The sequence below is a fragment of the Bacillus sp. SG-1 genome, from assembly GCF_000181495.1.
Lineage (GTDB): Bacteria > Bacillota > Bacilli > Bacillales > Bacillaceae_B > Rossellomorea.
In genome coordinates this window covers 1-26,962 of record NZ_ABCF01000030.1, presented here as the reverse complement: position 1 = coordinate 26,962, position 26,962 = coordinate 1, and the positions used below count along the sequence as shown (strand labels likewise).

At 43.8% G+C, this 26,962-nt stretch carries 24 protein-coding genes; 12 read left to right on the top strand and 12 right to left on the bottom strand.

The annotated features are described in order from the left end of the window. Positions 1-14: 14 nt before the first annotated feature. Positions 15-1,190 carry a thiolase family protein gene (locus tag BSG1_RS12485; RefSeq protein ID WP_006837421.1) on the top strand — a complete coding sequence of 392 codons (1,176 nt, stop codon included), beginning with the start codon at positions 15-17 and terminating at the stop codon, positions 1,188-1,190. A gap of 35 nt (positions 1,191-1,225) precedes the next feature. Here BSG1_RS12485 and BSG1_RS12480 read toward each other — a convergent pair whose 3' ends face one another. Continuing rightward, on the bottom strand, positions 1,226-2,203 hold the full coding sequence (locus tag BSG1_RS12480) for a quinone oxidoreductase family protein (protein WP_006837420.1): 978 nt from the start codon (positions 2,201-2,203) through the stop codon (positions 1,226-1,228). Positions 2,204-2,392: 189 nt separating this feature from the next. Between BSG1_RS12480 and BSG1_RS20890 the strand changes: the two genes are divergently transcribed. Both BSG1_RS20890 and BSG1_RS12475 read left to right on the top strand, forming a co-directional pair. After that, positions 2,393-2,554: a hypothetical protein gene (locus BSG1_RS20890; RefSeq protein WP_006837418.1), complete on the top strand. Its 162-nt coding sequence runs from the start codon at positions 2,393-2,395 to the stop codon at positions 2,552-2,554. Between the two features lie 83 nt (positions 2,555-2,637). Then, positions 2,638-2,805, top strand: coding sequence for a hypothetical protein (locus tag BSG1_RS12475; RefSeq protein ID WP_006837417.1), 168 nt, complete (start codon positions 2,638-2,640; stop codon positions 2,803-2,805). 319 nt (positions 2,806-3,124) lie between these two features. Here BSG1_RS12475 and BSG1_RS12465 read toward each other — a convergent pair whose 3' ends face one another. Next, positions 3,125-3,304 carry a hypothetical protein gene (locus tag BSG1_RS12465; RefSeq protein WP_006837415.1) on the bottom strand — a complete coding sequence of 60 codons (180 nt, stop codon included), beginning with the start codon at positions 3,302-3,304 and terminating at the stop codon, positions 3,125-3,127. Between the two features lie 333 nt (positions 3,305-3,637). Here BSG1_RS12465 and addB point away from each other — a divergent pair, with 333 nt between their 5' ends. The 3 genes from addB to BSG1_RS12450 all read left to right on the top strand — a co-directional run bounded on the left by addB (position 3,638) and on the right by BSG1_RS12450 (position 11,728). Beyond that, on the top strand, positions 3,638-7,129 hold the full coding sequence (gene addB, locus BSG1_RS12460; protein ID WP_006837413.1) for a helicase-exonuclease AddAB subunit AddB: 3,492 nt from the start codon (positions 3,638-3,640) through the stop codon (positions 7,127-7,129). Further along, a complete protein-coding gene (addA, locus tag BSG1_RS12455) occupies positions 7,119-10,895 on the top strand; it encodes a helicase-exonuclease AddAB subunit AddA (protein WP_006837412.1) in 3,777 nt (1,258 codons plus the stop codon). Before addB ends, addA begins: the two co-directional genes overlap by 11 nt. A gap of 524 nt (positions 10,896-11,419) precedes the next feature. After that, on the top strand, positions 11,420-11,728 hold the full coding sequence (locus BSG1_RS12450; RefSeq protein WP_044022843.1) for a hypothetical protein: 309 nt from the start codon (positions 11,420-11,422) through the stop codon (positions 11,726-11,728). Positions 11,729-11,746: 18 nt separating this feature from the next. On the opposite strand, the gene BSG1_RS12445 is transcribed toward BSG1_RS12450, so the two are convergent. From BSG1_RS12445 to BSG1_RS12420, 6 genes are all read right to left on the bottom strand, one after another. Next, positions 11,747-11,965 (bottom strand): spore germination protein, encoded by a 219-nt coding sequence (locus BSG1_RS12445; protein ID WP_006837409.1) that lies wholly within the window; start codon positions 11,963-11,965, stop codon positions 11,747-11,749. A gap of 65 nt (positions 11,966-12,030) precedes the next feature. Beyond that, positions 12,031-12,405 (bottom strand): spore germination protein GerPE, encoded by a 375-nt coding sequence (locus BSG1_RS12440; RefSeq protein WP_006837408.1) that lies wholly within the window; start codon positions 12,403-12,405, stop codon positions 12,031-12,033. Positions 12,406-12,411: 6 nt separating this feature from the next. Next, complete coding sequence (locus BSG1_RS12435) at positions 12,412-12,591, bottom strand: spore gernimation protein GerPD (protein WP_044022842.1); 180 nt, start codon at positions 12,589-12,591, stop codon at positions 12,412-12,414. Beyond that, positions 12,566-13,204 carry a spore germination protein GerPC gene (gene gerPC / locus BSG1_RS12430; RefSeq protein WP_006837406.1) on the bottom strand — a complete coding sequence of 213 codons (639 nt, stop codon included), beginning with the start codon at positions 13,202-13,204 and terminating at the stop codon, positions 12,566-12,568. The genes BSG1_RS12435 and gerPC overlap by 26 nt, the downstream gene beginning before the upstream one ends. A 23-nt stretch (positions 13,205-13,227) precedes the next feature. Further along, on the bottom strand, positions 13,228-13,446 hold the full coding sequence (locus tag BSG1_RS12425; protein ID WP_006837405.1) for a spore germination protein GerPB: 219 nt from the start codon (positions 13,444-13,446) through the stop codon (positions 13,228-13,230). A gap of 11 nt (positions 13,447-13,457) precedes the next feature. Next, positions 13,458-13,679, bottom strand: a complete 222-nt coding sequence (locus BSG1_RS12420; protein WP_006837404.1) for a spore germination protein — start codon at positions 13,677-13,679, stop codon at positions 13,458-13,460. Between the two features lie 130 nt (positions 13,680-13,809). On the opposite strand from BSG1_RS12420, the gene BSG1_RS12415 reads away from it, so the two are divergent. The 5 genes from BSG1_RS12415 to BSG1_RS20885 all read left to right on the top strand — a co-directional run bounded on the left by BSG1_RS12415 (position 13,810) and on the right by BSG1_RS20885 (position 19,945). Beyond that, a complete protein-coding gene (locus BSG1_RS12415; RefSeq protein ID WP_006837403.1) occupies positions 13,810-14,994 on the top strand; it encodes a DUF418 domain-containing protein in 1,185 nt (394 codons plus the stop codon). Positions 14,995-15,025: 31 nt separating this feature from the next. Further along, positions 15,026-15,931 carry a fumarylacetoacetate hydrolase family protein gene (locus tag BSG1_RS12410; protein WP_006837402.1) on the top strand — a complete coding sequence of 302 codons (906 nt, stop codon included), beginning with the start codon at positions 15,026-15,028 and terminating at the stop codon, positions 15,929-15,931. A 100-nt stretch (positions 15,932-16,031) separates the two neighbouring features. Beyond that, positions 16,032-16,403, top strand: a complete 372-nt coding sequence (locus tag BSG1_RS12405) for a YisL family protein (RefSeq protein ID WP_044022841.1) — start codon at positions 16,032-16,034, stop codon at positions 16,401-16,403. A 427-nt stretch (positions 16,404-16,830) separates the two neighbouring features. After that, positions 16,831-19,758 carry a bifunctional diguanylate cyclase/phosphodiesterase gene (locus BSG1_RS12400; protein ID WP_006837399.1) on the top strand — a complete coding sequence of 976 codons (2,928 nt, stop codon included), beginning with the start codon at positions 16,831-16,833 and terminating at the stop codon, positions 19,756-19,758. Positions 19,759-19,780: 22 nt separating this feature from the next. Further along, the gene (locus BSG1_RS20885; RefSeq protein ID WP_156791481.1) at positions 19,781-19,945 is read left to right on the top strand and encodes a hypothetical protein; all 165 of its coding nucleotides are present in this window, start codon (positions 19,781-19,783) and stop codon (positions 19,943-19,945) included. Between the two features lie 205 nt (positions 19,946-20,150). Here BSG1_RS20885 and BSG1_RS12395 read toward each other — a convergent pair whose 3' ends face one another. Continuing rightward, positions 20,151-20,711 carry a DUF2777 family protein gene (locus BSG1_RS12395; protein ID WP_006837397.1) on the bottom strand — a complete coding sequence of 187 codons (561 nt, stop codon included), beginning with the start codon at positions 20,709-20,711 and terminating at the stop codon, positions 20,151-20,153. Between the two features lie 176 nt (positions 20,712-20,887). On the opposite strand from BSG1_RS12395, the gene asnB reads away from it, so the two are divergent. Continuing rightward, complete coding sequence (asnB, locus tag BSG1_RS12390) at positions 20,888-22,735, top strand: asparagine synthase (glutamine-hydrolyzing) (protein WP_006837396.1); 1,848 nt, start codon at positions 20,888-20,890, stop codon at positions 22,733-22,735. A 542-nt stretch (positions 22,736-23,277) separates the two neighbouring features. Here the strand turns inward: asnB and BSG1_RS12385 are convergent. The 3 genes from BSG1_RS12385 to BSG1_RS12375 all read right to left on the bottom strand — a co-directional run bounded on the left by BSG1_RS12385 (position 23,278) and on the right by BSG1_RS12375 (position 26,601). Further along, complete coding sequence (locus tag BSG1_RS12385) at positions 23,278-24,651, bottom strand: ammonium transporter (protein WP_006837395.1); 1,374 nt, start codon at positions 24,649-24,651, stop codon at positions 23,278-23,280. 87 nt (positions 24,652-24,738) lie between these two features. Then, complete coding sequence (locus BSG1_RS12380) at positions 24,739-25,080, bottom strand: P-II family nitrogen regulator (RefSeq protein ID WP_006837394.1); 342 nt, start codon at positions 25,078-25,080, stop codon at positions 24,739-24,741. Positions 25,081-25,254: 174 nt separating this feature from the next. Then, positions 25,255-26,601, bottom strand: a complete 1,347-nt coding sequence (locus tag BSG1_RS12375) for an MATE family efflux transporter (RefSeq protein ID WP_044022840.1) — start codon at positions 26,599-26,601, stop codon at positions 25,255-25,257. Positions 26,602-26,962: the final 361 nt, after the last annotated feature.

The following is a 26,962-nucleotide window of genomic DNA, read 5'->3' as shown; positions in this document are numbered from 1 at the left end:
GGAGGAAGGAAAAAATGAAAAATGTAGTGATAACATCTGCTTTCAGGACTCCTGTAGGAGCTTTTGGGGGAGCATTCAAGGACTTGCTGCCAACGGATTTGATTGTTCCTGTAATGAAAGCGGCAGCAGAAGACAGCAAATTGGGACCTGGGGATATTGATGAGGTTATCCTTGGCCACTGTATCCAAAGGACCGACCAGCCAAATACAGCGAGAACCGCCGCCCTTTTGGCAGGTTTTTCTGATACGACTACCGGCTATACCATTCAAAGACAATGTGCCAGTGGAATGCAGGCGATCATTTCTGCCTATATGCAGATCCAAACGGGTATGTCGGACATTGTACTTGCAGGCGGTGTCGAGGCAATGAGTTCAAGTCCTTATGTCATGAAAGGACATCGTTGGGGTCAGCGTCTCCAGCATGGGGAAATCAGAGATACTGTCTGGGAAGCTCTTGAAGATCCGATACATGGAATTATGATGGGGGAAACTGCGGAAAACCTTGCGGAAATCCATAACATAACGAGAGAAGACCAGGATGAATTGGCAAAGCTCAGTCACGAAAGAGCTGTCAAGGCTGCGGAGGAAGGCTATTTCGACAGTCAGATTGTTCCTATTGAGGTCAAGTCGAGAAAAGAAACGAAAACAATTTCAAAAGATGAAAGCCCCAGAGCCGGATTGACAATGGAAAAACTCTCAGGTTTGAAACCAGCTTTCCGTCAAGGAGGGACCGTGACAGCAGGGAATTCTTCCAGTCTAAATGACGGCGGTGCGGCGGTGATTTTGATGTCAGAAGAAGAGGCGGAAAAACGGGGACTTAAACCTCTGGCAAGCATTTCAGGATGTTCTGTTGCAGGAGTCGATCCGAAAGTGATGGGCAGGGGGCCAGTACCGGCGGTGGAAAAAAGCCTGGCTCAAACAGGCTGGTCTCTTGAAGAAGCTGACCTGGTTGAGGTGAATGAAGCTTTTGCAGCTCAGTATATCGCGGTTGAAAAAGAACTTGGCCTTGACCGGAATAAGACCAACGTGAACGGCAGCGGAATCAGTATCGGTCATCCTGTAGGCTGCACTGGTGCCAGGATCGTTGTTTCCCTGATACATGAATTGAAAAGAAGGGAACTGCAAAAAGGCATTGCGTCTTTATGTGTAGGCGGAGGAATGGGAGCGACCGTCTTTATAGAAGCATTATAGTGAATGAAAGCCCGGGTTGACCGGGCTTTTGCTCTTTACTCAACGTTCAAGATGATTTTACCTCGATTTAAGCGATTTTCCATTAATTCATGTGCTTTTGCAGCATCCTCCAGAGAAAATTCATGCTGGATTTTAATTTTCAGTTGATTGCGGACTAAATAAGGAAATACCTCTTTTGCCGTTTCATGCAAAAGTTCCGGTCTTAGTTTTCTAGTCGTTCCCAAACTAAAGCCGAGGACAGATCGGCAGCTTGAGTGAAGTTCAGAAGTAAGGATTTTCCCCGCTTTTCCACCTGAATTGCCGAAGTGGACCAACCTGCCATAAGGTGCCAGACAATTCAAGCTGTTTTCAGTAACACTCCCGGCAACTGAGTCCAATATAATATCAGCCCCTTTACCATTGGTTATTGAATTGACGGCTTGAGCAAAATCTTCCTCCTCATAACAAATTACAGAGTCAGCTCCGCTCTCTTTGGCGAATTGCCTTTTGTCCCGATTGCCAACAGTGCCGATGACTTTTCCTGCACCAAGCAGTTTCGCCAGTTGTATAGCTGTAGTCCCGACTCCCCCTGCTGCTGCATGAACCAAAACCGTTTCCCCTTTTTGAATCCGGGCAACATTATAAAGAAGTCGGTGGGAGAGGAAAGATACAACCGGACAAGCAGCGGCAGTATTAAAATCCATTTCCTCAGGGATGGGGAAAACAAGTTCTTTGGAAGCGACAGCATATTCTGCATAGGAACCAGCCTTAGGGAAAGCGATGACCCGCTGTCCTTCATACAAGCTGGTTACCCCTGAGCCTGTTTTTTCAATATATCCTGCCGCATCAAGACCCGGTATGAATGGTAGTTTCGCTCCTCCCTTATTTCCGTATCTTGATTTAATATCTGCAAAATTGACGCTGGTTTTGGCGACTTTGATTAAAACTTCATGGTCTTCAATCGTAGGAGTTCTAACCGAACCCACCTTGATAAACTCGGTTCCTCCAAATTCAGTCACAAGTACTGCTTTCATCTCGTACCTCCTTTTAAAATGATTTCATGCTTTCGCTCCTAACTATATTTGACACCTCTGGACAATTCCCTTTATTCCCGCATTCGTTCTTGCAAGGCTATGCAGGATTTGCCAAGGAAGAAACCTGCAATCCCCTGGATGGCAAAAGCGCTGTTCAGCAAGGTCAAGGACTGTTGATAGGAGAGTCGCATGAGCAATAATGGTGCCAGGCTTGCACCTGTCAACAGGATGAACGAGTATAAGCTTAAGACCTTGCCTCTGTCTCTTTCGGAAGAGTTTCCTATTAACGTAATGATTGTAGGAAACAGCAAAGAAATCGCAGACACGAATGCGATAGAGGACAAAAGGTAGATCACGAGACTTTAAGAGAACAGCTGCGGCACGATACTCAGACCTCCCAGCAGAAGACCGAAGAGAAGTGTTTGAGTTTTCCCATGCCGCTTAATGAAGTACCGGTAAATAAGGATAGAGAGACACCAGTTAATCCAACGGAACGGATTGCAAAACAACTTACCAGACGTGCCGGGGTAGAAGCGGGACAGGGTCTCATAGTAGCCTGCGAAAGTAAAGAGACGAAGAAAGACCATGATATAGCACAGTAAGAACCTCGGCTTCTTCAAAATCGATATGTATCCGGAAACGGTCAGGTCATTCTTATTAATCAGTTTAGCAGCGGGAAGTTCACTCAGGCCAAGCAGGAATAAGCCTCCATAAACTGCCGAAAAGAAAAAAAACCCCGTTTGCCAGCCAAACCATGATGAAAGGGAGCTGCTTATTATTTGTCCAAGAATGCCTGCTGCCAGGAATCCGGAGTTGATTAGAGCCAGTAACAGCGTGCGCTTCTTGGTTTAAATAGTTCATAAGTGTAGGCGAAAGCGGCTGGCGCAAAACTTCCAAGGAAAAAACTCTGAAGCCCGCGGGTTATATATAAACCCCATTTAAAGGTAAAAATACTTCCGGCAAAAGGATTGCTTGTTCAGTAGCAATGGAGATGGAAGAACCAACAGTCTCATAAATCGGGATTAGAGTATAAATGTTACAGGCAACAAATACAGCCATCATCACCAGCAGTGCTTCTACACGAAAAGAAGAATGTTCCATTCGTTATTCCGCCTTTCTTTAAAGTATGTGAGGCAGCCTGCCCCGTTTACAGCATTGGTACCTTGCGAAAAATTTCCAACTATATTGGAATAGTGGTCCCCGACAGATTGGATACAGTGTATTATAATGAACCTAGGCAATTTTTTGATATACCTGATGGATACAATGGAAATTGAGATAGCTTATCATTTGAAGATAAATGTTTTGAAATTAGGTGGGTTTGGAAGGCGAAAAAAACATGGACTCCAAAAGTATTTTGGTTGTTATAACAGAGCAGAAACCAATAACGAAAAATTTTCATGAATAAATAGATAAAAAAAGGGAGTGGGGAACATGTCGGTCAGATTTATTTTGGGACGTGCCGGAACAGGCAAAACCAATATGATTTTGAATGAAATCAAAGAAAAGCTGAGACAAGAGCCAAATGGCAGTCCTGTCATCTATCTTGTTCCAGACCAAATGACATTCCTTTCTGAATACAATTTGGTGAACGAGGAAGGGATAAACGGGATGATCCGGGCGCAAGTTTACAGTTTTACAAGGCTTGCCTGGAGAATTCTGCAGGACACTGGCGGGCTCAACCGCTATCATTTATCCAATATTGGTCTTAACATGCTGATTAGAAAAATTATCGATGATAAAAAAGATCAGCTGAAGTTATTTTCCCGTGCCTCGGATAAGGCAGGTTTCATCGAGCATGTAGAAGTGATGCTTACAGAGTTTAAACGGTACTGCATTTCCCCGGAGGAACTGTCAGAGAAACAAGAAGGATGGGGAGAAGGCGGACAGGAATCCAAGGCATTGGCGGACAAGCTTCATGACCTGCAGTTAATCTATGACAGTTTTGAAGAAAACCTGTCAGGAAAGTATATTGATTCAGAAGATTATTTTACCCTTTTGGAAGAATCAATCGGTAAATCTGAATTTCTTCAAAATGCGGAAATATTTATTGATGGATTCCACAGCTTTACCCCGCAGGAATACGCAGTGATTGGGAAACTGATGGATTACTGTCCAAGGGTTACGATTGCCCTAACGGCAGAGACGGATTTAATTCCGGGTGAACAAAGCGATTTATTCAGGATGACTTCTGAAACTTATGAGGCCCTGAAGGAGCTTGCATTGACTTCCAGGGGAGAAGTGGAAGACAAAGTTGTACTCGGGAAAACGAGCCGCTTTCAAAATAAAGGTCTTGCTCACATAGAAGCAAATTTCGAAAAGAGACCGGTAATGCCGTTTGAAGAGGAATCAGGGATGACCATCCTTGAGGCCTCCAACCGCAGGGCCGAGATTGAAGGGGTGGCCAGGGAAATCCGACGCCTTGCCCGAACTGAAAGTTACCGTTATAAGGATATGGCTGTCCTTGTCCGGAACGGGCAGGAGTATCAGGACATCATCGAAACTGTCTTTTATGATTATGAAATCCCCTACTTTATCGATCAAAAACGAAAAATGCTGAATCATCCGCTGATTGAACTGATTCGTTCAACACTGGAGATCATGAACAGCAACTGGCGCTACGAACCTGTATTCCGGGCCGTCAAAACGGATTTACTGTTCCCTTATGACCGCAATCCTCAGCAGTTGCGGGAGAAGATGGACAAACTCGAAAATTATGTCCTTGCTTATGGTATTCAAGGGGACAAGTGGACAAAGAAGGATCGCTGGATTTATCGGAGGTTCCGTGGGCTTGAGCAGGCAGATATGCCGCAGACAGACAAAGAAAGGGAAATGGAGAGGGAGATCAATGAGCTGCGTTTGTTCATCTCTGCACCGATCCTTCGTTTCGGCAGGCGGTTGAAGAAAGGGAAGACCGGACAGGACCTGTGTGAGATCCTTTATCTTTATCTCGAAGAACTTGATATCCCGGCCAAGCTTGAACGGCTGAGACTTGAAGCAGAGAGCCGCGGCGATATCATCTCTGCAAGAGAACATGATCAGGCTTGGAATGCTGTAATGGATCTGCTGGATCAATTTGTCGAGATCTTAGGTGATGAAGAAGTCACTGTGAAAAAGTTTGCGTCCATTATCGATGCAGGAATTGAATCAATGAGGTTCTCTTTGGTCCCTCCTGCTGTGGATCAAGTCATGATTGCAAATTTAGAACAATCAAGGCTGTCAGACCTAAGGGCGGCTTTTGTTATTGGGGTGAATGACGGCGTCCTTCCCGCTAAAATCACAGAGGATGGAATTTTTTCGGATGAGGACAGGGAAAAGCTGGCGGTGTCGGGATTGGCCATTGCACCGGGCAGCAAGACACGCCTTCTTGATGAAGAGTTCATAGCCTATAAAGCATTTACAACTCCATCCGAGAGGCTTTATGTATCTTATCCGATTGCTAATGAAGAAGGAAAAGCACTTCTGCCGTCTCCCTATATTAAAAGATTGTCAGAACTTTGCCCTCAGTCGGAAATCAGCCTTTTGGTCAATGACCCGTCTGAATTGCCGAAGGATGAACAGCTTTCCTATGTCTGCCATCCAAATGTAACGATTTCATATCTGACATCTGGGCTCCAAGCGAAAAAAAGGGGCTATCATATAGAAGATTTCTGGTGGGATGCCTATAACTATTATGTATCTGATTCAGTTTGGAAAGGACGCGCCAGACATATACTTTCAAGTCTGTTTTATCAAAATAAAGGCAAAAAGCTTACAGAAGAAACAAGCCAGGAGTTGTACGGGGAAGAAATATTGGCAAGTGTCTCAAGAATGGAGATGTTCCATGGCTGCCCGTTTTCTCATTTTGCCAATCATGGACTTAAGCTTCGTGAGAGGGATATCTATCGCTTGGAAGCACCTGATATTGGGGACATGTTCCACGCAGCCCTTAAATGGATCTCTGAGGAAATCGACAGAAATGGATTTTCGTGGAAGCAGTTAACCAAGACACAGTGCCTTGAATTGGCCAGGGAAGCAGTTTTATCATTGGCACCGAAGCTTCAGCATCAGATATTGCTCAGCTCGAACCGCCATCACTATATAAAGAAAAAGCTTCAAGATGTCATCGGCAGAGCTTCCTTGATTTTGAGTGAGCATGCCAAAGCGAGCGGGTTCGCTCCTGTAGGCCTTGAATTGGGATTTGGCCCCAAAGCGGAACTGCCGCCGTTTGCATTTACGTTGAAAAATGGCACGAAGATGGCTCTTCAAGGAAGGATTGACAGGGTGGATAAGGCGGAGAGCGATGAAGGGGTCTACCTTCGGATTATTGACTATAAGTCAAGTGCGAGGGATCTGAATCTCACTGAAGTGTATTATGGTTTGTCGCTGCAAATGCTGACCTACCTTGATATCGTTCTGACCCATTCGCAAAAGTTGATTGGCGCAGATGCCGACCCTGCCGGCGTGTTCTACTTCCATGTCCACAATCCGATGGTCAACAGCAAAAAGATCCTCACGCTTGAAGAGATAGAAGAGGAAATCTTTAAAAGCTTTAAAATGAAGGGACTGGTATTGGGAGAAGCCGATGTCGTCCGGATGATGGATCAGTCATTGGAATCAGGCAGTTCCAATATCATTTCCGCCGGGTTAAAAAAAGACGGTACGCTGTCTTCAAAGACAAAAGCCGCAGACCGCAGCGATTTCGATGTAATGCGCTCGCATGTGAGAAACCTATATAAGAAGTCAGGAGACGACATTATGTCCGGGAGAACGGATATCACTCCTTATAAACTAAAAGACAGAACGCCTTGTCAGTTTTGTGCGTTCAAACCGGTTTGCCAGTTTGATACTTCATTGGAAGAAAACGATTATCGTATTTTCACAGAGGGAAAACCGGCAGATTTAATGCAAAAGATGAAAGGAGAAAGAGATGCCCATGAATCATAATCTTCCTGTAAAACCCCAAGATGCCACTTGGACTGATGACCAGTGGAAAGCAATCTGGGCAAAAGGGCGGGATATCCTTGTGGCTGCGGCAGCCGGTTCCGGTAAGACGGCTGTCCTCGTTGAGAGGATCATTCAAAAGATTCTCGACAAGGAAGACGGCATAAATGTGGATGAGCTTCTTGTCGTGACGTTTACAAATGCTTCAGCAGCGGAGATGAGACATAGAATCGGGGAGGCGCTGGAGAAGGCAATCTCAGCCGATCCGAATTCATATCATCTGAGAAAGCAGCTGAGCCTGTTGAACCGGGCATCGATATCGACGCTCCACTCCTTTTGTCTTGAAGTTATCCGTAAGTATTATTACCTGATTGACATTGATCCGGGGTTCCGGATTCTGGATGACACGGAAGGTGAGCTGCTGAGGGATGAAGTTCTTGACGAGTTATTCGAAGAGGAATACGGAAAAGAAGATAATGACTCGTTTTATAAGCTGGTTGATACTTTCACAAACGACCGTAGTGATGCAGCCCTCCAGGATATGATCCGGAAGCTGTATGACTTTTCAAGATCTCATCCCAACCCGGATGAATGGCTCGGGAATCTGGTCGAGATGTACGATGTAGATGAAGATGCAAACATCGAAGATCTTGCATTTATTGAAGCATTAAAGTTTGATATTATGCTTAGTTTGAAGGGGGCCCAGGCTTTATTTCAGCGTGCCTACGATTTGACAAAAGAGCCTGGTGGACCTGCACCGAGAGCTGAAAATTTCCTGGATGATCTCGGGATAGCTGAACAGCTCAGTGCTTCTTTCCAGAAATCATGGAGCGAAGGGCAGGCACTGTTTCAAAGCATTAAGTTTTCCAGGCTGAAGCCTTGCAAAGGCGATGAATATGATTCCGATCTCGTCGAAGAAGCTAAGACTCTTAGGGATAAAGGCAAGAAAATGATCGAGAAGCTGGCTGAAGATTTCTTTTCACGCAAGCCGGAAACCTATTTAAGAGATATGAAGAAAATGAGAGGGGTAGTGGCCTCTCTTGTTGAAGCAGTAAGGGGATTCAGCCACAAATTCAATGCCTTGAAAAATGAAAAAGGTGTCGTGGATTTTGCAGATCTCGAGCATTACTGTCTGGAGATCATGACTGATCCTGCAGAAGATGGAGAGTTAAAACCTTCGTTTGCAGCAATGGAATATAGAAAGCAGTTCAAAGAAGTGTTGGTTGACGAGTATCAGGATACCAACCTGGTTCAGGAATCAATTTTGGGACTTGTCACAGCGGACGAAGAGGCGCTGGGAAACCTCTTTATGGTAGGGGATGTAAAGCAGTCGATTTATCGATTCCGATTGGCAGAGCCCAACCTGTTCCTCAGTAAGTATAACCGCTTCACGCCATCTGGGGCGGAAACGGGGATGAAAATAGATTTGTCCAGGAATTTCCGGAGCAGGTTGGAAGTCCTGGAAGGAACCAACTTTTTATTCAAACAGATCATGGGAGTGAATGTAGGGGATATTGAATACGATCATGAGGCATTGCTGGTCAAGGGGGCAGCCTATCCGGAAGATGAAAAGTATCCAATTGAAGTTGCTGTCATAAACCAGTCGGATGATGAAGTGCCGCTGGCAGAGAGTGCTTCTGACTTAGAGGGTCTGGTTTATGATGAAGCTGATCTGGAAAAGTCCGTCATTGAAGCAAGATATATGGCTCAAAAAGTTAAGGAACTTATCAGTGAAGGAAAACAAGTTTATGACGCGAAGGCTGGTCGCCACCGGAAGCTTCAATACAGGGATATCGTAATCCTGCTCCGTTCTATGCCTTGGGCTCCGGAGATCATGGAAGAATTCAAAAAACACGGCATTCCAATCTACGCCAATCTATCATCAGGCTATTTTGAAGCAACTGAAGTGGCCATCATGCTTTCCTTGTTAAAAGTGATTGATAATCCCTATCAGGATATCCCGCTGGTATCTGTACTGCGTTCACCGATCGTCGGCATTGACGAAGAAGGGCTTGCTGAAGTGAGGATCCACTCCAAATCAGGTACCTATTATGAAGCAGTCCAAAGATTCGTCAGCAAGAAACAAAGTGAAGTAAACAATGAGGAAGCTCATGAAAAATTAAGCCGGTTTTTATCCAGCTTGACAATCTGGAGAACAAAAGCACGCCAAGGGTCGCTTGCAGATTTGGTTTGGCAGCTGTACCGCGATACAAGGTTTTATGACTTTGCAGGCGGAATGCCGGGTGGAAAACAGAGGCAGGCCAACCTAAGAGCATTGTATGACCGGGCGCGCCAATATGAAGAGACATCTTTCCGCGGGCTGTTCCGTTTTCTGCGGTTCATTGACAGGATGCGCGAACGCGGAGATGATCTGGGGGCAGCCAGAGCTTTAAGCGAGCAGGAGGATGTTGTCAGGATGATGACCATCCATTCCAGTAAAGGATTGGAGTTTCCGGTGGTATTTGTCGCCGGTTTATCCCGCCAGTTCAACCTGATGGATTTGAACCAATCTTATTTACTCGATAAAGAGTTCGGGTTTGCTTCTAAATACCTCGATCCAGAAAAAAGGATCAGTTATCCATCTTTGCCTCAACTTGCATTTAAGAGGAAAAAAAGACTGGAAACGATTGCGGAAGAGATGAGGGTACTCTACGTTGCTTTGACGAGAGCCAAAGAAAAGCTGTATCTGATAGGAACTGTGAAGGATGCGGAGAAATCGATGAAGCAATGGAAGGAAGCAGCACCGCAAACGGATTGGCTTCTTCCGGATTATGAAAGGGCCAAAGCATTGAGTTTCATGGACTGGGTAGGTCCTGCACTTGTAAGGCATCGTGACTGTACGGCATTGAATGAAGGGCGTTCTTCCGTACATTCTCTTCCGCCAGAAATTCATGAACACCCTTCTTGCTGGAAACTCGATGTGATTCCGAAGTCGCAGTTTATGCTCCAGGAAGGTGAAGATGCTGAAGAGGAGATCGATTGGCAGGAGAATGTAAAAGAGGGACTTCCGGTTGAGAAGGAATCTCCCGAAAAGGAAGAAGTTGCTGAAAGACTGTCATGGAGATATTCCTATCCGGAAGCAGCCGTATTGCCTTCCAAACAATCCGTTTCTGAAATCAAGAGGATGTTTGAGATATCAGATGAAGCGAGCAGTGACCGGATGGTGAGAAAAATTCAGAAACCGGTCTTCAGACGTCCTAAATTTCTGCAATCGAAGCAACTGACGCCTGCAGAAATCGGGACAGCGATGCACATGGTCATGCAGCACATCTCCTTTTCGGAATGCCCTAATGAAAAGTCACTCCAGTCATTGTTGGATGACCTGAAGCAAAAAGAGCTGTTGACAGAAGAACAGGCAGAGGCCATCGACCAAAATAAAATCTTAGCATTCTTCCGTAGTGATACGGGACAAAGAGTACTGAACGCTCATGAACTGCACCGTGAGGTCCCATTCAGCATGGCAGTTCCGGTACAGGAAATTGACGCCTCTGCTTCTGCTGATGAATCAGAAACAGTCCTGGTTCAGGGAATCATCGACCTTATCTTCAGGGATGAACACGGGCTGGTGCTGCTGGATTATAAAACAGACACTATTGATGAACGGTACAAAGGCGGGTATGATGAAGCAAGCCCTATCCTGCTGGAACGTTATCGTGTGCAGATTGGATTATACACGAAAGCCATCGAGAGGATCTGGAAGGAAACCGTTAATGAACGCTACCTTTACTTCTTCGATGTTGCCCGTGAACTGAAAGTGGAAAAAGAGTAGAAACAAAGGGCCCGGGATCTCATTCCTGTGGCCCTTTTTGTGTTTTGGTTATACTATGGATATATAAATTTGCTGATAGCTGGATAGTTTGTTTTGTAATGGAGCGAAAAGGTTTATCCCAAGGTTGCGTGCGGCCCAATCTGGCGTGTCCGGCCCGCTGTAAATGGTTTAGCCTGGGGGCATTGGCCTGTATTAGAAAAAATGGCCCAATAAGAAGAGGAAAAGCGCTGGATACTGGCCCACAAAAGGAGAAAATGGCCCAATGAGAAGAGGAAAAGCGCCGGATGCTGGCCCACAAAAGGAGAAAATGGCCCAATAAGAAGAGGAAAAGCGCTGGATACTGGCCCACAAAAGGAGAAAATGGCCCAATGAGAAGAGGAAAAGCGCCGGATCTTGGCCCATAAAAGAAGAAAATACCCGGCTAGCTCAAAAGTTCCACCACCAGCATGAGAACTAGAGCTGCACTTAAACAGTTAATTATCAATCTGACTGTTTCGATACGAAAAAAGCAGGAGGTGACCGGCTTGGGAAAGAACTCTATTGGAACCTGTGAATTGTGCTTGCGTGAAGAAGTCGAGACAACCAGACATCACCTGACGCCGAAAGAAGAAGGAGGGACATTCCTGCCGACTGCCCAGTTGTGCAAAGCATGCCATAAACAAATTCATTCCCTTTATACGAACGAAGAGCTGGCAGCAAGGCTGTCGACAATCGAGAATCTCAAGAAGGATGAAAAGATCGCCAAATTCATTAAATGGATACGAAAACAGCCGTCTGGAAAACTGGTCAAATCCAAAAAATCAAATGAGCGAAAGCGAAAGGGAAGGCGATGATCATGCATCGGCCTTCCCTTAATTATTGCCTGCGATAGGCTGGTCAATTACATTGCAATCGAACGTTGTATTCGCACTGAACACGTTATACGTAAGCTGGAAAGGACCCGTATTGAAGCCGCCGGAACCTGCCGTCGTTTTTTGGCTGGATTTTGGAGAAATAATCCCGGCGTCCCCGAATTGGACATTCCCTCCGCCTACACTCAGAATCTGGACAGGACCTATGATAGCCGGCATATTAAAACATCCTTTGTGTCAAATTGATTTATAGTGTTACTTTATGAAAACTTCGGGCTAATGGTTCATTCTTCATTCCGCGGCTTCAGCTGCCTGACATTCTTTACCCGGGACTCCATGTAGACATCGCATGTTTGGCCGATATGAATCACGGATGAAAATGAAGACCCGATGATATCGATATTGTTGACGACTATTGGCCTCTCATCCATTTTCAAGAACTGCACGGTTGAAGCAGACCTCGGAACCGGGATTGGTTCACTATAAATAGGATATTGATTGAAATCACCTTCGCTTGTAAAAAAGATTTCCTTCTCACGCTGGACGGCGAAGGCTTTTTGAAAAGAGGTTATTTCGGTGGAATCACCTATTTCCAATACGGAGCTGAAAGACAGCGTCCTTAGTTTGATACTATTAACAATTGAATACCTGTTGTTCATTCATCATCATCCTTTTGGAGTAAGCGGCACAAACGGACCAATGATCAGTGACTCTGCGGGTGTGTCGAATGTAGAGGCAAGCTGAATGGTATTTGCATCGCCTACAAGGAATAAGGATGAACTGGCCACTGCATCAATATTGACGGAATTGACACATAACTCACGATTGATCACGTGCAGATTCATTGTTTCCAGCCCCTTTCAAGTTTTCCGGAAGGTTTGCCATGAATGAATAAATGGCATTATTAATATCGGATTTGACTTTCGCCACGATTTTATCTTCCCAGGAAGTATCATCCGGCTGTGCCCCTTGATGTCTCGGCATCGATTGGACGTAAAACTGGATTCTTTGAGGTATTTGCTTTTTTATATCCTCTTTGATGAGGGCGTGATAAGACTCGTCAAGTGAAATCCCCAATTGGAGCTCATTATCACTGATGATTCCCGGAACTTCTTTCTCGATATATTCGTTCACTTGCGGCATCAAGGTCTTTTCTATGCCTTCCATATCAATTTGCTTAACAGGAGGAACGGGAGTTGGCGGATTCGCATCGACAGCAAGATCCTCTATTTTTTCCAAATCACTTGGGTTTAAACCAATATTAAGGGTCCCTTCGAGGGTTTCAACTTTCAACTGGTCGAACTTATATTCAATCTTTTCCACGTTGATGGAAGGTTTCTCTTTGAGAGAAGAGACTTCTTGCTGCAGCTCCTGGATGACTTTCTCAAGGTTTTGTATTCTTTGGTTTTGCTCGGCGATATATTGATAAATCTGTTGAAGAGTATAATACTGCTGCAATGTTGTCACCTCTTTCCCGGAATTTAACTAGGTGCTGAGAGTGGTACCACCACCTCATTGGCAGTTTCCGGCGGTCCGTTTTTCACAGGCTCTGGTGCAGGTTCTACGAATCCCCCGGTGTTATATAAATATGAAGCAGGCAGGATTTGTCCCGATGTCCCGATCTGGAATACAGAGGAATTAGACATACCGCCGATTTTGATCATTTGGATATGAATGGACTGCTGAACATAAAGTTTCATCCTTATCACACTCACAAGTTAAAATAGTTTCCTTGGTCAAGCGTATCATCATCGATTGTATAGGTGACAGAGCTTTCGTTATAAACGGAAATTCCATCTCCGGTCACGAACGAACCTGCTCCCGCGAAAGTCTTAGCGGTCGAAACCGGCCGGATTTGAAATGTATCCCCTATATGAACAACACCGCTCGAACCAACACTGATCACTTGAACAGCTCCTACAAAAGCCGGCATACTGTTCACACCTTTTCTCCTGAATTAGATACTGTATCTTATGACAGAGCATGGTGGATGTGATAATCGCCTAATGGGCGAAAACAAGTTACAATAGGGAATAGAAAAGTTAGAGAAGGAGACGGGATTTATGCAGGTAATTCAACCGGTTTCTAAAAAAGAAAGAATCCTTTCACTGGATGTGATAAGGGGCTTTTCTTTATTGGGAATATTCATTATTAATATGATTTCTTTTCATTCACCTTTTTTGTATATTGATCAGTATACCTGGTGGAAAGCTCCTGGAGATCAACAGGTATTTCCCTGGATAGATATTTTGGTTCAAGCAAGCTTCTATCCGCTGTTTGCCATGCTTTTTGGGTATGGCCTGGCGGTTCAACAGATGAGGTCGTTACAAAGAGGTACAAATTTCTATCCTCTTGCCATCAGGCGTCTTGTTGTACTGCTGTTCATCGGGAGTGTGCATGCTTTTCTCATTTGGTCGGGAGATATACTGATTAACTATGCGTTATTCGGGCTCCTATTGCTCTTCTTTATGAAGATGTCCGGCAAAGCCCTCCTTTGGGCAGGTTCTTTGTTATTTCTGCTTCCGCAGATGTTTTTCAGCATTTTAATGTTCCTGGTGAGCTTGACAGACCAGACAGGCGTATCTTTTTATTCTGATTTGACCAATATTACCAACTCGATTGAGGCTTATGGCAATGGCGGTTTTAAAGAGATATTTTTTCAGAGATTTGAAGATTGGTATAATGTGAACGGCCCGGAAAATATGATGTTTGTATTGCTTTCGATTTTTCCGATGCTGATGATTGGAGCAGGTGCGGGAAAATTGCATATCCTTGAACGAATCCCTGATAACAAAAAGTTTTGGATTACACTGTTGGTCATTCTATCGATTGTGGGATTATCGCTGAAATCGCTCCCGTTCACAGTGGAAGCGAATGTTGCCTATTCTTATATACAAGATATGCTGGGAGCTCCATTCTTATCAGTATCTTATGCGATTCTATTGGCATTATTATTGATTAACCGAAAAATTTCGGTGGTCCTTAAGCCATTGGCGGCTGCGGGCAGAATGTCACTGACAAACTATTTGGCGCAATCAATTATTGGAACACTTATATTCTATAATTATGGATTAGGCTTATATGGAGAAGTCACATTGGCGACCGGAACTTGGCTGGCAGCCGGAATTTTCTTCATACAAGTAATCGTGTCTGAAATATGGCTGGCAAAGTTCCGCCATGGACCGATGGAGAAATTATGGAGAATCCTTACCTATAGAAAGGTTAGGAACAAATCAGCAGAAGAATGATCTCAATAAAATAATAGAGGCAGGGTGAGTCATGAAACTTCTATCTTTTAAAGTAAATGAAGAAGAAAAATATGGTGTGGTAAAAGAAAGTGGAAAGACCATTTGGAATTTGACTGAGCTTGAAAAAGAGTATGACGGAAAAAGTCAGCTTCCGGGTTCTTTGCTTCAAGTAATCCAAGGTGAACAGGGAGCCTTCCAAAGGCTTGAAGATCTGAAGCAATTCGGCAGTTCGCTCGAGGACTCTTCGGAATTTTTATATGACTGGAAGGATGTCACTCTGCTCTCTCCGATAACGAAACCCGAAAAGAATATTATGTGTGTAGGAAAGAACTATCGTGAACACGCGATTGAGATGGGCAGCGAGGCAGATATTCCCGAGCATATCATGATTTTCACAAAGGCCCCTACTTCAGTAACGGGATCATCAGGGGTGGTTTACTCCCACTCTGCCTTAACTTCACAGCTTGATTACGAAGGTGAACTTGCTGTCATCATTGGCAGAAAAGGAATCAATATTCAAGAGGACGAAGCCCGGGATTATATTTTCGGGTACACCATTTTGAATGACATCACGGCAAGGGACCTTCAGAAGAAGCATAAACAGTTCTTCCTTGGAAAAAGTCTTGATACGACTTGTCCGATGGGTCCATATATTGTAACCGCCGATGAAATCCCAGCCCCTGAATCACTGTCAATTAAAACAGTGGTCAACGGAGAAGTTCGTCAGGATGCATCTGTGAGCGATATGATCTTTCCAATAGGTAAAATTATTGCTGAGTTATCTGCAGGAATGACGCTTGAGCCTGGGGATATAATAGCGACAGGAACCCCAGCAGGTGTAGGGAAAGGATTTCACCCCCCAAGATTTTTGAAATCTGGTGACAGAATTGAAATTTCCATTGAAAAAATCGGTACACTGATCAATACAATTCAATAGAAGTTACAATTTTATGTCGGAGCCTTCAATAACTCGTGTTGGTGAAGACGAGTATGGTAAGATAATGAAGATGTTAAGTAATGTTCAAGGAGGATTTGACATGTTTGATAATACACATGCCCATATAACAACCTGGGTGATTGGAATTATTTTGTTCTTTGCAGCATTGTACCTACATAAGAGCGGCAAGAAGAAAGCAATGAAAATTGTTCATATGACGTTGAGACTGTTCTATCTATTAATCATCCTTACCGGGGCACTATTGTTCTGGAAACACCAAGGTGTCTTCCCGATGCAATATGGCTTGAAATTGCTGGCCGGACTATGGGTGATTGCTATGTTTGAAATGATTTTGGTACGAACTAAGAAAGGTAAAGGCACAGTGGCTTTTTGGGCTCAACTAATTATTGCCCTGCTCGTAACCCTTTATCTTGGAGTCTGGCTTCCATTGGGTTTATGGTCCCTGGTTTAAGTTCATAAGAAGACTGTTCTTTGATGGACAGTCTTTTTTATTTTTGTCTGGGAAATAAATTCATCTCTATCGATAACTGTTAAGTTTGTTTTTTTCGCGTCTTGCTTCAGCGCACGAATTCCATCCCCCTGGGACGTAACCCGGCCCCTTGGAAGCACCCTGCTTAGCCCCGACAAGCAGATAAATGTTACTATGTTTTTGTTCTATAGTGATAAAAAAAGACGAAGCGTCACTCTTTGCACCCCACAGAGTTAAAAAATTCCCCACGAACATTAAGAAGTGATTAAATTTACAAATTTCTACATCATTCCCCAAAAAAGTCAATAATTCTGTACATTAATTCTGAAAATTATGGTATTTTTTATATAGAGACAAACTGACAACTACTACATGAAAATAAATTGGGGTTAAGAATGGTGGTGTACCTGTGGCTAAAACATACAATTTTAAATATTCTTCTCAAGAGGAAATGACGAGGTACATCAGCAGCAATAGCATTGACCGGTACCCGACCATTATGGTGCAGATGTTCCTTGGAGAAGCATCAATGGAACAGGCAAAACGCATAAGAGCGGAAGTCCTTTCTGTATTGCCGAGAGCAGTCATCATCGGATGCAGCACCGAGGGGCAGATGGTCGGTGGAGCAATTAGCGATGATGCACCTGTGCTTTCCTTCACTATCTTGGATAAAACGGAAGTTGTGTCTCAGCTGATAGAGCTGGATAGCACCTGTGATGGATTTGAAACAGGTAAGCGGCTTTCAGAGGAACTTGTTAACATGGAAACGAAAGCAGTCATCTTATTTGCCAGTCATTTGGACTTAGATCTTCAGGGCATTCTTGAAGGCTTTCAATCCGTTACTTCTGGAATTCCGGTTGGGGGAGGGGTATCAATAGATATTCCTGGCAAGAAACCGTCCATAGTACTGACTGAAGATCGTGAATCAGAGAGTGGCATAGTCGCAGCAGCTCTGAACAATTCAAACTTGCATGTACAAACGTTCATTAATGAGCAGTGGAAGGAAGTTGGAAGACCTTTAACAGTAACGAAGTCAAAAGGTGCAGTCATAGAGAAAATCGATCACCAAAAGCCCTTGAAGGTATTAAGGCACTATTTGGGAGATAGCTTTGTTTCCGGACTCCCAGATTCTGGGGTGGAATTCCCCTTCCTTATAAAAAGAAATAATTACACTTCCACGCTGTTTCCGTTAAGGGTCCTTGAGGATGGCTCTGTTGAGATGAGTAAACCGATCAGGCAGGGAGAAAGTCTGAGTTTTGCGTTTGCTGATCTAGAGTCGATTGTGGACTGTTCTTTAAAAGAATTAAATCGGTTAAGAAAAAAGCCAGTGGAATCAATTTTTGTATTCAACTGTGCTGCCCGGAAGCAATTCATTAAAGATTTTGCGAAGGCAGAAATGGAGATGATGGGGGAGGTTTCTTCCATATCCGGCTTCTTTTCACACGGCGAGATCCTTTTGACAGGAGAGAGAGTCCCAGATTTATATTCTCATTGCCTGACTTACTTGGCTATTTCAGAGAATAATCAACTGCAGCCGGTCGATAGAGAAAAGTTTAACTATACCCTTACTCAAGAAGGCAACACACGAGTGTCACTGACCCAGTTGATCAACGCATCTTCATCAGACATTCGCAAATTAAGTGAGAATATCCAAATCTCTGAGGAATACTATCGTTCCTTGTTTGAAAACAACACAGATTTTGTGTATTCAACAGACTTGGAAGGACGGTTTAATTCAGTCAATCCTACATTCCTAAAAACGTTCGGTTATTCAGAAGAAGAGTTGATTGGCAAATTATCGATTTCTTTTATTTTTGAAGAAGATATACCTCGTATAAAAAGGCATTTTTATAGAACACTGTCGGGCAAAGAACAGTTTTATGAGATATGGATCCCATCAAAATCAGGAGAGGTTCAATTATTTCACATTAAAAATATTCCGATTACTGTCGATGGACATTGTGTAGGTTTATTTGGAATCGGAAGAAATATAACCGAACAAAAAAAGACAGAAGAGAAAATCACGTATCTAGCTTACTTTGATGCTGAAACTGGTTTGCCGAACCGGATAAAGTTCAGGGAATTGGCGGAAGAATTCATTAGTCGCGCTAAAAAGAAAAAGAGGCGTATTGGCGTACTTTTTCTGGATATTGACAGGTTTAAACTGATTAATGATACGTTGGGCCATTCAGCAGGTGACCAGATACTGATTGAACTGGCCGAAAGAATCAAGAATGCGCTGCCCAAAGGTGCCTATCTTGGCCGGTTCGGAAGCGATAAGTTCACCATACTCATCAGCAAAAATGTAACAAACGAGAAACTAAAACAAGTGGCCGAATTGATTGCTGAAAATATTCAGATGCCGATTATACAAGGAAATCAGGAGTTTTACATTAAAGCGAGTATAGGTGTCGGAGTTTATCCGGACCATGGAACCGATCTTGCTGATTTACTGAAAAATGCGGATACGGCTCTCAATTGGGCAAAATCCAATGGCGGAGACCAAATCGTATTTTATACCAATGAAATGAATATTATGGCCATGGAAAAGGTCAAAATGGAAAGCTATCTCCGTAAAGCCCTGGAAAGAGAAGAACTTTATATCGTCTACCAGCCGATTGTCGAGCTGAACGATAAGAGAGTTATAGGTGCTGAGGCACTTCTGCGTTGGAATCATCCTTATTTGGGAGTGGTTTCTCCAATGGAGTTCATACCGCTTGCAGAAGAGACCGGACTCATTGGGTCAATCGGAAATTGGGTGCTTACAGAGGCTTGCAAGCAAGCAAAGGAATGGCAGGAAAAAGGATTTCCCGATTTTTATATTTCTGTGAATGTATCAGCCAACCAATTTCAACAACCGTCATTTACAAATGAAATCAATCATGCTTTAAAAACGTCGGGGTTGTCGGCAGAGAGCTTATGTCTTGAATTGACTGAAAGCGTAATGATTCAGCATTCAGGCCATACAATCGACAGAATGGAAGAGCTGGCAGCTTTAGGAGTGAAAATTGCCATTGATGATTTTGGAACAGGCTATTCTTCGCTAGGATACTTGAAACACCTTCCGCTGCATGTTTTAAAAATTGATAAGTCCTTTGTGCAGAACATCGAAGAAAGCAGTCCCGACTATGCCATTGTCCAAGCTGTTTCAATGATGGGAAAAGGATTGGGAATGCAGGTAGTGGTCGAAGGGATCGAGACCAGTGAACAAATGGTACTCCTTAGTCACTTGAATTGTGACTTGGGACAAGGATATTTCATATCACGGCCTGTTTTTCCGGACGAAATGGAAAAGTGGATGAGAAATTCCCAAGCTTATTTGATGAGCGAAGGTTAACATTAGACGGGGTGTGAACATTGTGAGAGTATGGATACTTTGTATTGTAATAGCGGCAATCTCCATATTTGCCTTATCTGTAAAAGCTGCTTTCAGCCACCGGCACACACCGCTGCTGACTCAGAAGGAATTGAAAGAAGCGATCAAGCGCCAAAAGGAAGAAGAACAAAGAAGTAATTTAGATTAATCATCAAAGCTGTTTGCCTGCAGGCAGCAGCTTTTTTTGTACCAATATTGTAAGGACCGCCTACGGGTAAGCAGTCCAGTTTGGGTCCAAAGGAGTTGCGCGCGAGGAGGGAAAATCCTCCGATAACTTATCACAAATAAACGGATTCAAAAAAATTAAAAAAAGAAACTGGGAAACCCAATTTCTCTTAGTTTTATTCTCCGCCTTACTCAAGCTTTTCTATAACAATCCTCTTACCCGTACTTAAAGTGAATTCAAAGCGGTCACGCTGTTTCTTGAAATAAGTAAAGTGATGTTGGACTGAACAAACATTTTCACCGTTATCAAACGTCAAAAAGTTCACCCCTTCTCTGATCTTCCTGTCTTCAAGAAAACAGAGGTGATTATGGCAGAATATGCAGTCATATAATGAAAAATCAAGTGAGTTCAGGCTGGTCAGAAACTGGAAGAAAGAATCATCATTTAATTCCGTAATCAGCATTTCCAGTGAATAAATCAGTGTTTTTTTAATGCGGATTGTTTCCGTATCTTTGAGATTCATTTGATCATAGGCAGTTTTTACAATGCCTTCAGGCTCTAATATACCTCTTTCCCATCCTTGATCCCGGTAAATTTCGACCTCCTGCTGCGTATAAAATTCCAAATCCGTTGCTTCATCCAACTCATCATCGAAAAATACCCATTGATTGTGAATGAATTCTACAGTTCCTAGTGTGTATGAGCGATTCTGCCGCTGTAGGAGCTTATTTCTATACAGGTTATTCACCCATTTCCCCCCTTATTGAAGATGTTATATCAACATTATCTACATTTTGGGCCTAATTTAGCATATTCATTTAAAGTAAAAATGAAATAAGACAATTAACCATTTTCAGAAGATTGCATATGATAATCCATATTGCATCTAGCCCAATTTTGCCTGAAATAGAAAGGATGAACAACATGTGCGGAATTACAGGATGGATCGACTTTAAGAAAGATTTGCGAAACGCTGAAAAAGTTTTGGAATCCATGACCGAAACGCTCTCCAAAAGAGGACCGGATGATTCAAACGTATGGCTGGACACCCATGCGGCTTTTGGGCATAAAAGGCTGACAGTGGTGGACCCTGAAGGTGGAAAACAGCCAATGGCAAAAGAGAAGGCGGGGCAAAGGTTTGTCATTTGTTATAACGGAGAATTGTACAATACGGAAGATATCAGGAAAGTACTGCATGCCAAAGGTTACACATTCAAGGGCCATTCGGATACAGAAGTGCTTTTGACTTCCTATATTGAGTGGAGGGAAGAATGCGTTGATCATCTGAACGGGATTTTTGCCTTTGCTGTTTGGGACAGCGAGAAGCAGCATGTGTTTGTCGGAAGGGACCGTCTCGGTGTTAAGCCGTTATTTTACAGTGAGAAAGGCAATGGTCTTATGTTCGGCTCCGAGTTAAAAGCCTTACTGGCACATCCTTCGGTAGCAGCCGAAGTGGACAGAGAAGGATTGGCGGAAGTTCTCGGGCTTGGACCTTCACGTTCACCGGGGTCTGGAGTATTCAAGGGTATTAAGGAATTGAGGCCCGGACATGCGATGACTTTCTCCAAAGACGGATTGAAAATCTGGAGGTACTGGAATGTAAAAAGTGCCGAACATACGGACAGCTTTGATGAAACCGTTGAAAAAGTAGGTTTTTTGGTCAAAGACAGTATCACGAGACAACTGGTGTCTGATGTCCCGCTTTGCACATTCTTATCAGGTGGCCTGGATTCGAGTGCAATAACCGCAATTGCAGCTAATTCTTACCGGGAAGAAGGTAAAGGAAGCCTGCACACTTATTCCATAGACTACGAAGGCAATGATCAACACTTTAAATCAAATAAATTTCAGCCAAACTCTGACAGCAAATGGATTAATCTCATGTCAGAGACGTTCCAAACCGTACATCACAACTGTATTATTTCTCAGGAAGAATTAAAGAACTATTTAACGGAAGCTGTTCATGTAAGAGACCTGCCAGGGATGGCGGATGTGGATTCTTCACTGCTTTGGTTTTGCCGGGAGATCAAAGCAGACTTTACGGTCGGATTGTCTGGTGAATGTGCAGACGAAATTTTCGGTGGTTACCCTTGGTTCCATAATGAAGAGGATTTTAACCGTAAAGGTTTCCCATGGATGAGGTCGGTTGAAGAAAGGCAGTCTCTCTTGAAAGCAGACTTACGCAAGAAATTGAACCTTGAAGAATATGTGCTAAGCCAATACAACGAAACAGTAGCTGAAACCCCGATATTGGAAGGGGAAACACCTGTCGAAGCCAAGAGAAGAGAGTTGTTCTACCTCAACATCATCTGGTTCATGACGACTCTGCTTGATCGAAAGGACAGGATGAGCATGGGCGCGAGCCTGGAAGTAAGGGTACCGTTTGCCGATCACCGCCTGGTCGAATATGTGTGGAACATCCCTTGGAAAATGAAGATGCACGAAAACCGTGAAAAAGGCATCTTAAGAAAAGCGCTGGAAGGTACACTTCCGGATGAGGTGTTATACCGTAAGAAAAGTCCTTATCCAAAAACGCATCACCCTGTGTATACATCACTCGTTAAAAACTGGCTCGGGGAAGTTCTGCAAGATAAATCGAGCGTTCTCTATGAACTCTTTGATCATCAACAATTAAAAGCACTTGTCGAAACGAATGGGGAAGCTTTTAAAACCCCATGGTTCGGTCAGTTGATGACAGGTCCACAGCTTCTTGCCCATCTAGCTCAGATTCATGTGTGGTTCAAAGATTACAATATTAATATTGTGGATTGATCCTAAGCTCATGCCTGTTTAAGAGGGTGTGAGCTTTTTTTATTTTTGGGGCATTCATTAGATGCCCTATGTTTAAAAAGACTCATATTTGGTTTTATGAAGAGTTTATGAGACACCCTGACAGTGAAAAAGACTCTCAGTTGGTCTTATGAGAGGTTTATGAGGCACCCTAAATGCGAAAAAGCCTCTTAATGGTTTTATGAAACGTGCCCCTTGGAGGAGGATTCCGTGAGTGAAGGGATACGATTAAGGAAGAAACGTGCCTCTTGAAGGAGGGTTCCGCGGTTGAAGGGATACGATTAAGGAAGAAACGTGCCCCTTGAAGGAGGATTCCGTGAGTGAAGGGATACGATTAAGAAAGAAACGTTCCCCTTGAAGGAGGATTCCGCGGAAGTGTAATAAAGACTCTTAGTGGTCTTTTGAAGAGCTCATGAAACACCCTGCACGTTCCTGGTGGTCTTATGACACTGTCGTGAAACATCGCCGGCTGTACAAACGAGCAAAAACCCCTCCAGCAAGCTGAAGGGGTTAACTCTACGTTCTTAATGGTATTGTTTTTTCGTAGGAGTAACACTCAAGCCATCCAGCTTCCGTACCAATTCTTTTCCGAAAGCGGTATTTGGCTGGTTTGAATGGGAAGTCAGGACTGTTTCATTTAGTTCATAAGCAGTCGCTCCATGCTCTGAAAAATCGAGTCCTGCCAGCTCATCCTCACTGGATACACGGATGCTGTCTACTTTGTTAATGAGATAGATGACTCCACCAATGGAAATGGAGATCCAAAGAACTACAGCTGCCACACCAAGAGCCTGCACCCCTAAAAGAGAAGCGTCTCCTCCGTAGAAAAGTCCATTTGTTACATCGAAGAATCCAATAGCTACAGTTCCCCAGATTCCGCAAAGACCATGGACAGCAATTGCGCCCACCGGATCATCCACTTTCAATTTTACTTCGATAAACCGAACGCCCTCTACCAGCAGAACACCAGCAACTAAACCAATTATTATGGATCCGCCGATAGATACGTTCGCACAACCTGCAGTGATACCGACTAATCCTCCTAAAGCACCGTTCAGTGTTAAGGATGGATCTATGCGCTTGTAACGGAAAGCTGTGTAAAATGCTGAAGAAAGGACTGCTGCAGAAGCTGACAGCAAGGTGACGGTGATCACTCGCGGCACAAGTTCCGGGTCGGCTGCCAGTGTACTGCCTCCGTTGAATCCAAACCAGCCGAACCATAAGATGAAGACACCTAGTGCTCCAATCGGAATATTGTGACCGGGGATGACATTCACTTTAGAGTTTGTGTATTTCCCAATACGCGGTCCGAGGAACAATACGGCTATGAAGGCTGCTGCAGCACCGCTCAAGTGGACAACCGTGGAACCGGCGAAATCAATGAAGCCGAGCTCGGATAACCATCCGCCGCCCCAGACCCAGTGGCCGACAACCGGATAAATTACGCCGGTAATCACGACGGTGATAAGCATATAACTGCTCAGTTTCATACGCTCAGCTACAGCACCTGAAATAATGGTGGCACAAGTAGCTGCAAAAACCGCCTGGAAGACAAAAAATCCGATGTCTTCACGTCCGGCCAGCAGGAAGCCGTCTGTTCCAACCAGTCCGTTGGCTGAACTACCAAACATTAAACCGAAACCGAATAGAAAATAAAGAATGGAGGCGATTGAAATCGTCAGGAAATTTTTCATCAAAATATTAAGGGTGTTTTTGGAACGGGTAAAACCGGATTCAACCATAGCAAACCCTGCGTGCATAAAGAAGACCAATAAAGCGGCGACCATTACCCACATTCCGTCAACGGAAGTCTGAACACTCTGGGCAGTAGGCGCTGCAAGGGCTGGGGTGGCGGTAAACAAAAGAAAAGCAGAAAAGCATGATACTTTTTTCAGCATAAATTTGTTCCTCCTGATTTTATTATTGTCTAAAGGCAAAAGGGCGGGTTAGTGAAATGTCTGGGTGTGGGGGATTCTGGGATAAGGTTATATAAAGGCTTGTTTTCCGCGTTCTCTGGAGCGTATACGTACTACTTCTTGAATGTCGGAGATGAAAATTTTACCGTCTCCTACTTTTCCGGTTGAGCAATATTCACAAATTAAGTCAACAATTTCCTCTGTCTCGGTATCTTCTACGATCATTTCCACCTTTACACGGGGAGAAAGGGCGACTTCAAAAGTATTTCCCCGAAATAGGCCTTGTTTTCCTTTTTGTTTACCACATCCGGCTGCTTCAGATACAGTCAGACCGTTAAATCCGCTTGCGGCAAGCCCTTCTCTTAATGCCTGGAACACCTCTGGGCGGACGATAGCTTCAATCTTTTTCATCGTGACCAGCTCCTTTTTATTTATGTTAGAAAAACTAACATCAAATGGTTATGTTTTATATCATATTCTGAATTGTTGAAAAAATCAACCAATAAAATAAAGTGTAAGCGTTTTAATGTAAAAAAACTTAACAAAAAAGAGTGGAAACTGTTTTCTCCACTCTTAAAAAGTATTTTAATTGGAATCCTTCTCGCCAATAAAGTTCTTTTCCATCCATATTCGTGATTTCCATCTCCGGAGCATAATAAGTCCGCGGAGCCACTCATCAGCAATAAATGAAATCCAGATTCCGATTAAGCCCAGTCCAAATACAATGCCTAATACATAGGAGAGGAGGACACTCACTCCCCACATGGAAAGGATGCCGATGTAAACGGGAAACTTGACATCGCCGGCTGCACGGAGTGAACTGATGACTACCAAGTTGAAGCTTCTTCCTGGTTCAAGTATGATGGTCAGCCAAATGAGAATACTGCCGAGGTAGATAATCTCCTCGTTGCTGGTAAATATCCCTAATAGTTGGTCGGAAAACAAGGCAAACAGGACAGCCATGCCTAAAGATATGACAATGGAAATTTTTAAGCTTTTGATGCATCGTTCGTAGGCTCCCTTGAAATCTCTGCCGCCGACCATATGTCCAATCATAATTTGGGTACCCTGACTGATGGCCAGAGCGAATAGAAAGATGAACATCATCAAATTTTGCGCGTATACCTTTGTGGTCAGCGCCTCCGTACCCATAACAGCAATGAAATACGTGATCACCATTTGAGACCCATTATAAGACAAGTGTTCTCCCGCTGAAGGAATGCCGATTCGCAGAAGGTCTTTAATATGCTGAACCTGGAAAATCCGAGAGGGCTTAAAGACACCGGGGATACGTTTTACTAAAACAAATGTTATCGCTGCAAGCCCGAGGGTGCGGCTGACAACTGTCGAAATTGATACACCTTCTACTCCCAACACTGGAATACCGAAAGGACCGAAGATAAACAGGTAGTTCCCTATAATGTTGAGGATGTTCATTCCTATAGTGATATACATAGCGTCTTTAGTAAATTCATAGCTTCGCAGAGTTGCACCAGCTGTCATGATCAGTGCTTGTATAAAGGAGAATCCGCCAACGATTGTTAAATAGGAGGAGGCTTCACCCCGCAGTTCCGCTGGAATATCCATCAAATTGAGAATTTGATCGTTTAATAGGAAGATAAGAATACTCAGAACAAATCCAAACACAAGGTTTGCAGCCAGAGAAACGACCGCCACTTCCCTTGCAGCGGTAATTTTATTGGCACCCAGGTTTTGAGAGACAAGTATTGAAGTTCCGGTTGCCACAAATCCAAACATGACAATGATCAGTGACAACACCTGGTTGGATACCCCTACCGCAGCCACGGAATCATCCGAGTACTGGCTAAGCATTAACGTATCTGCGTTTCCCATCAGCATATGTAAAAAAATCTCTATAAAAATTGGCCAGGTCAATGCGTAAATACTAAGCTTTTTCTTTTCATGGCTCATGGCGCCAGTCCTCTTTTCCAATAATAGTTTGATAGCCAAGACAAGGAAGAGATCGCAAGACGAAGACCCGCCATCTCTTGATATAGTTTTGATAATGTATTGAATTACAGTCTGAAAGTGGACGCCCTCATGGATGAGATGAATACTTCTGACAGTCTGAGCGCTGTACATCATTTAGTCTAATCCGCTGGAATGAAGCCCCGCGCAAGCCGAGCGCGGTACATCATTTGGTCTAATTCAATGAAATGAAGCCCCACGCAGTCCGAGCGCTGTACATCATTTGGTCTTCTCCCGTGAAATGAAGCCCCTCGCAAACCGAGCGCTGTACATCATTCGGTCTTCTTCCATAAAATGAAGCCCC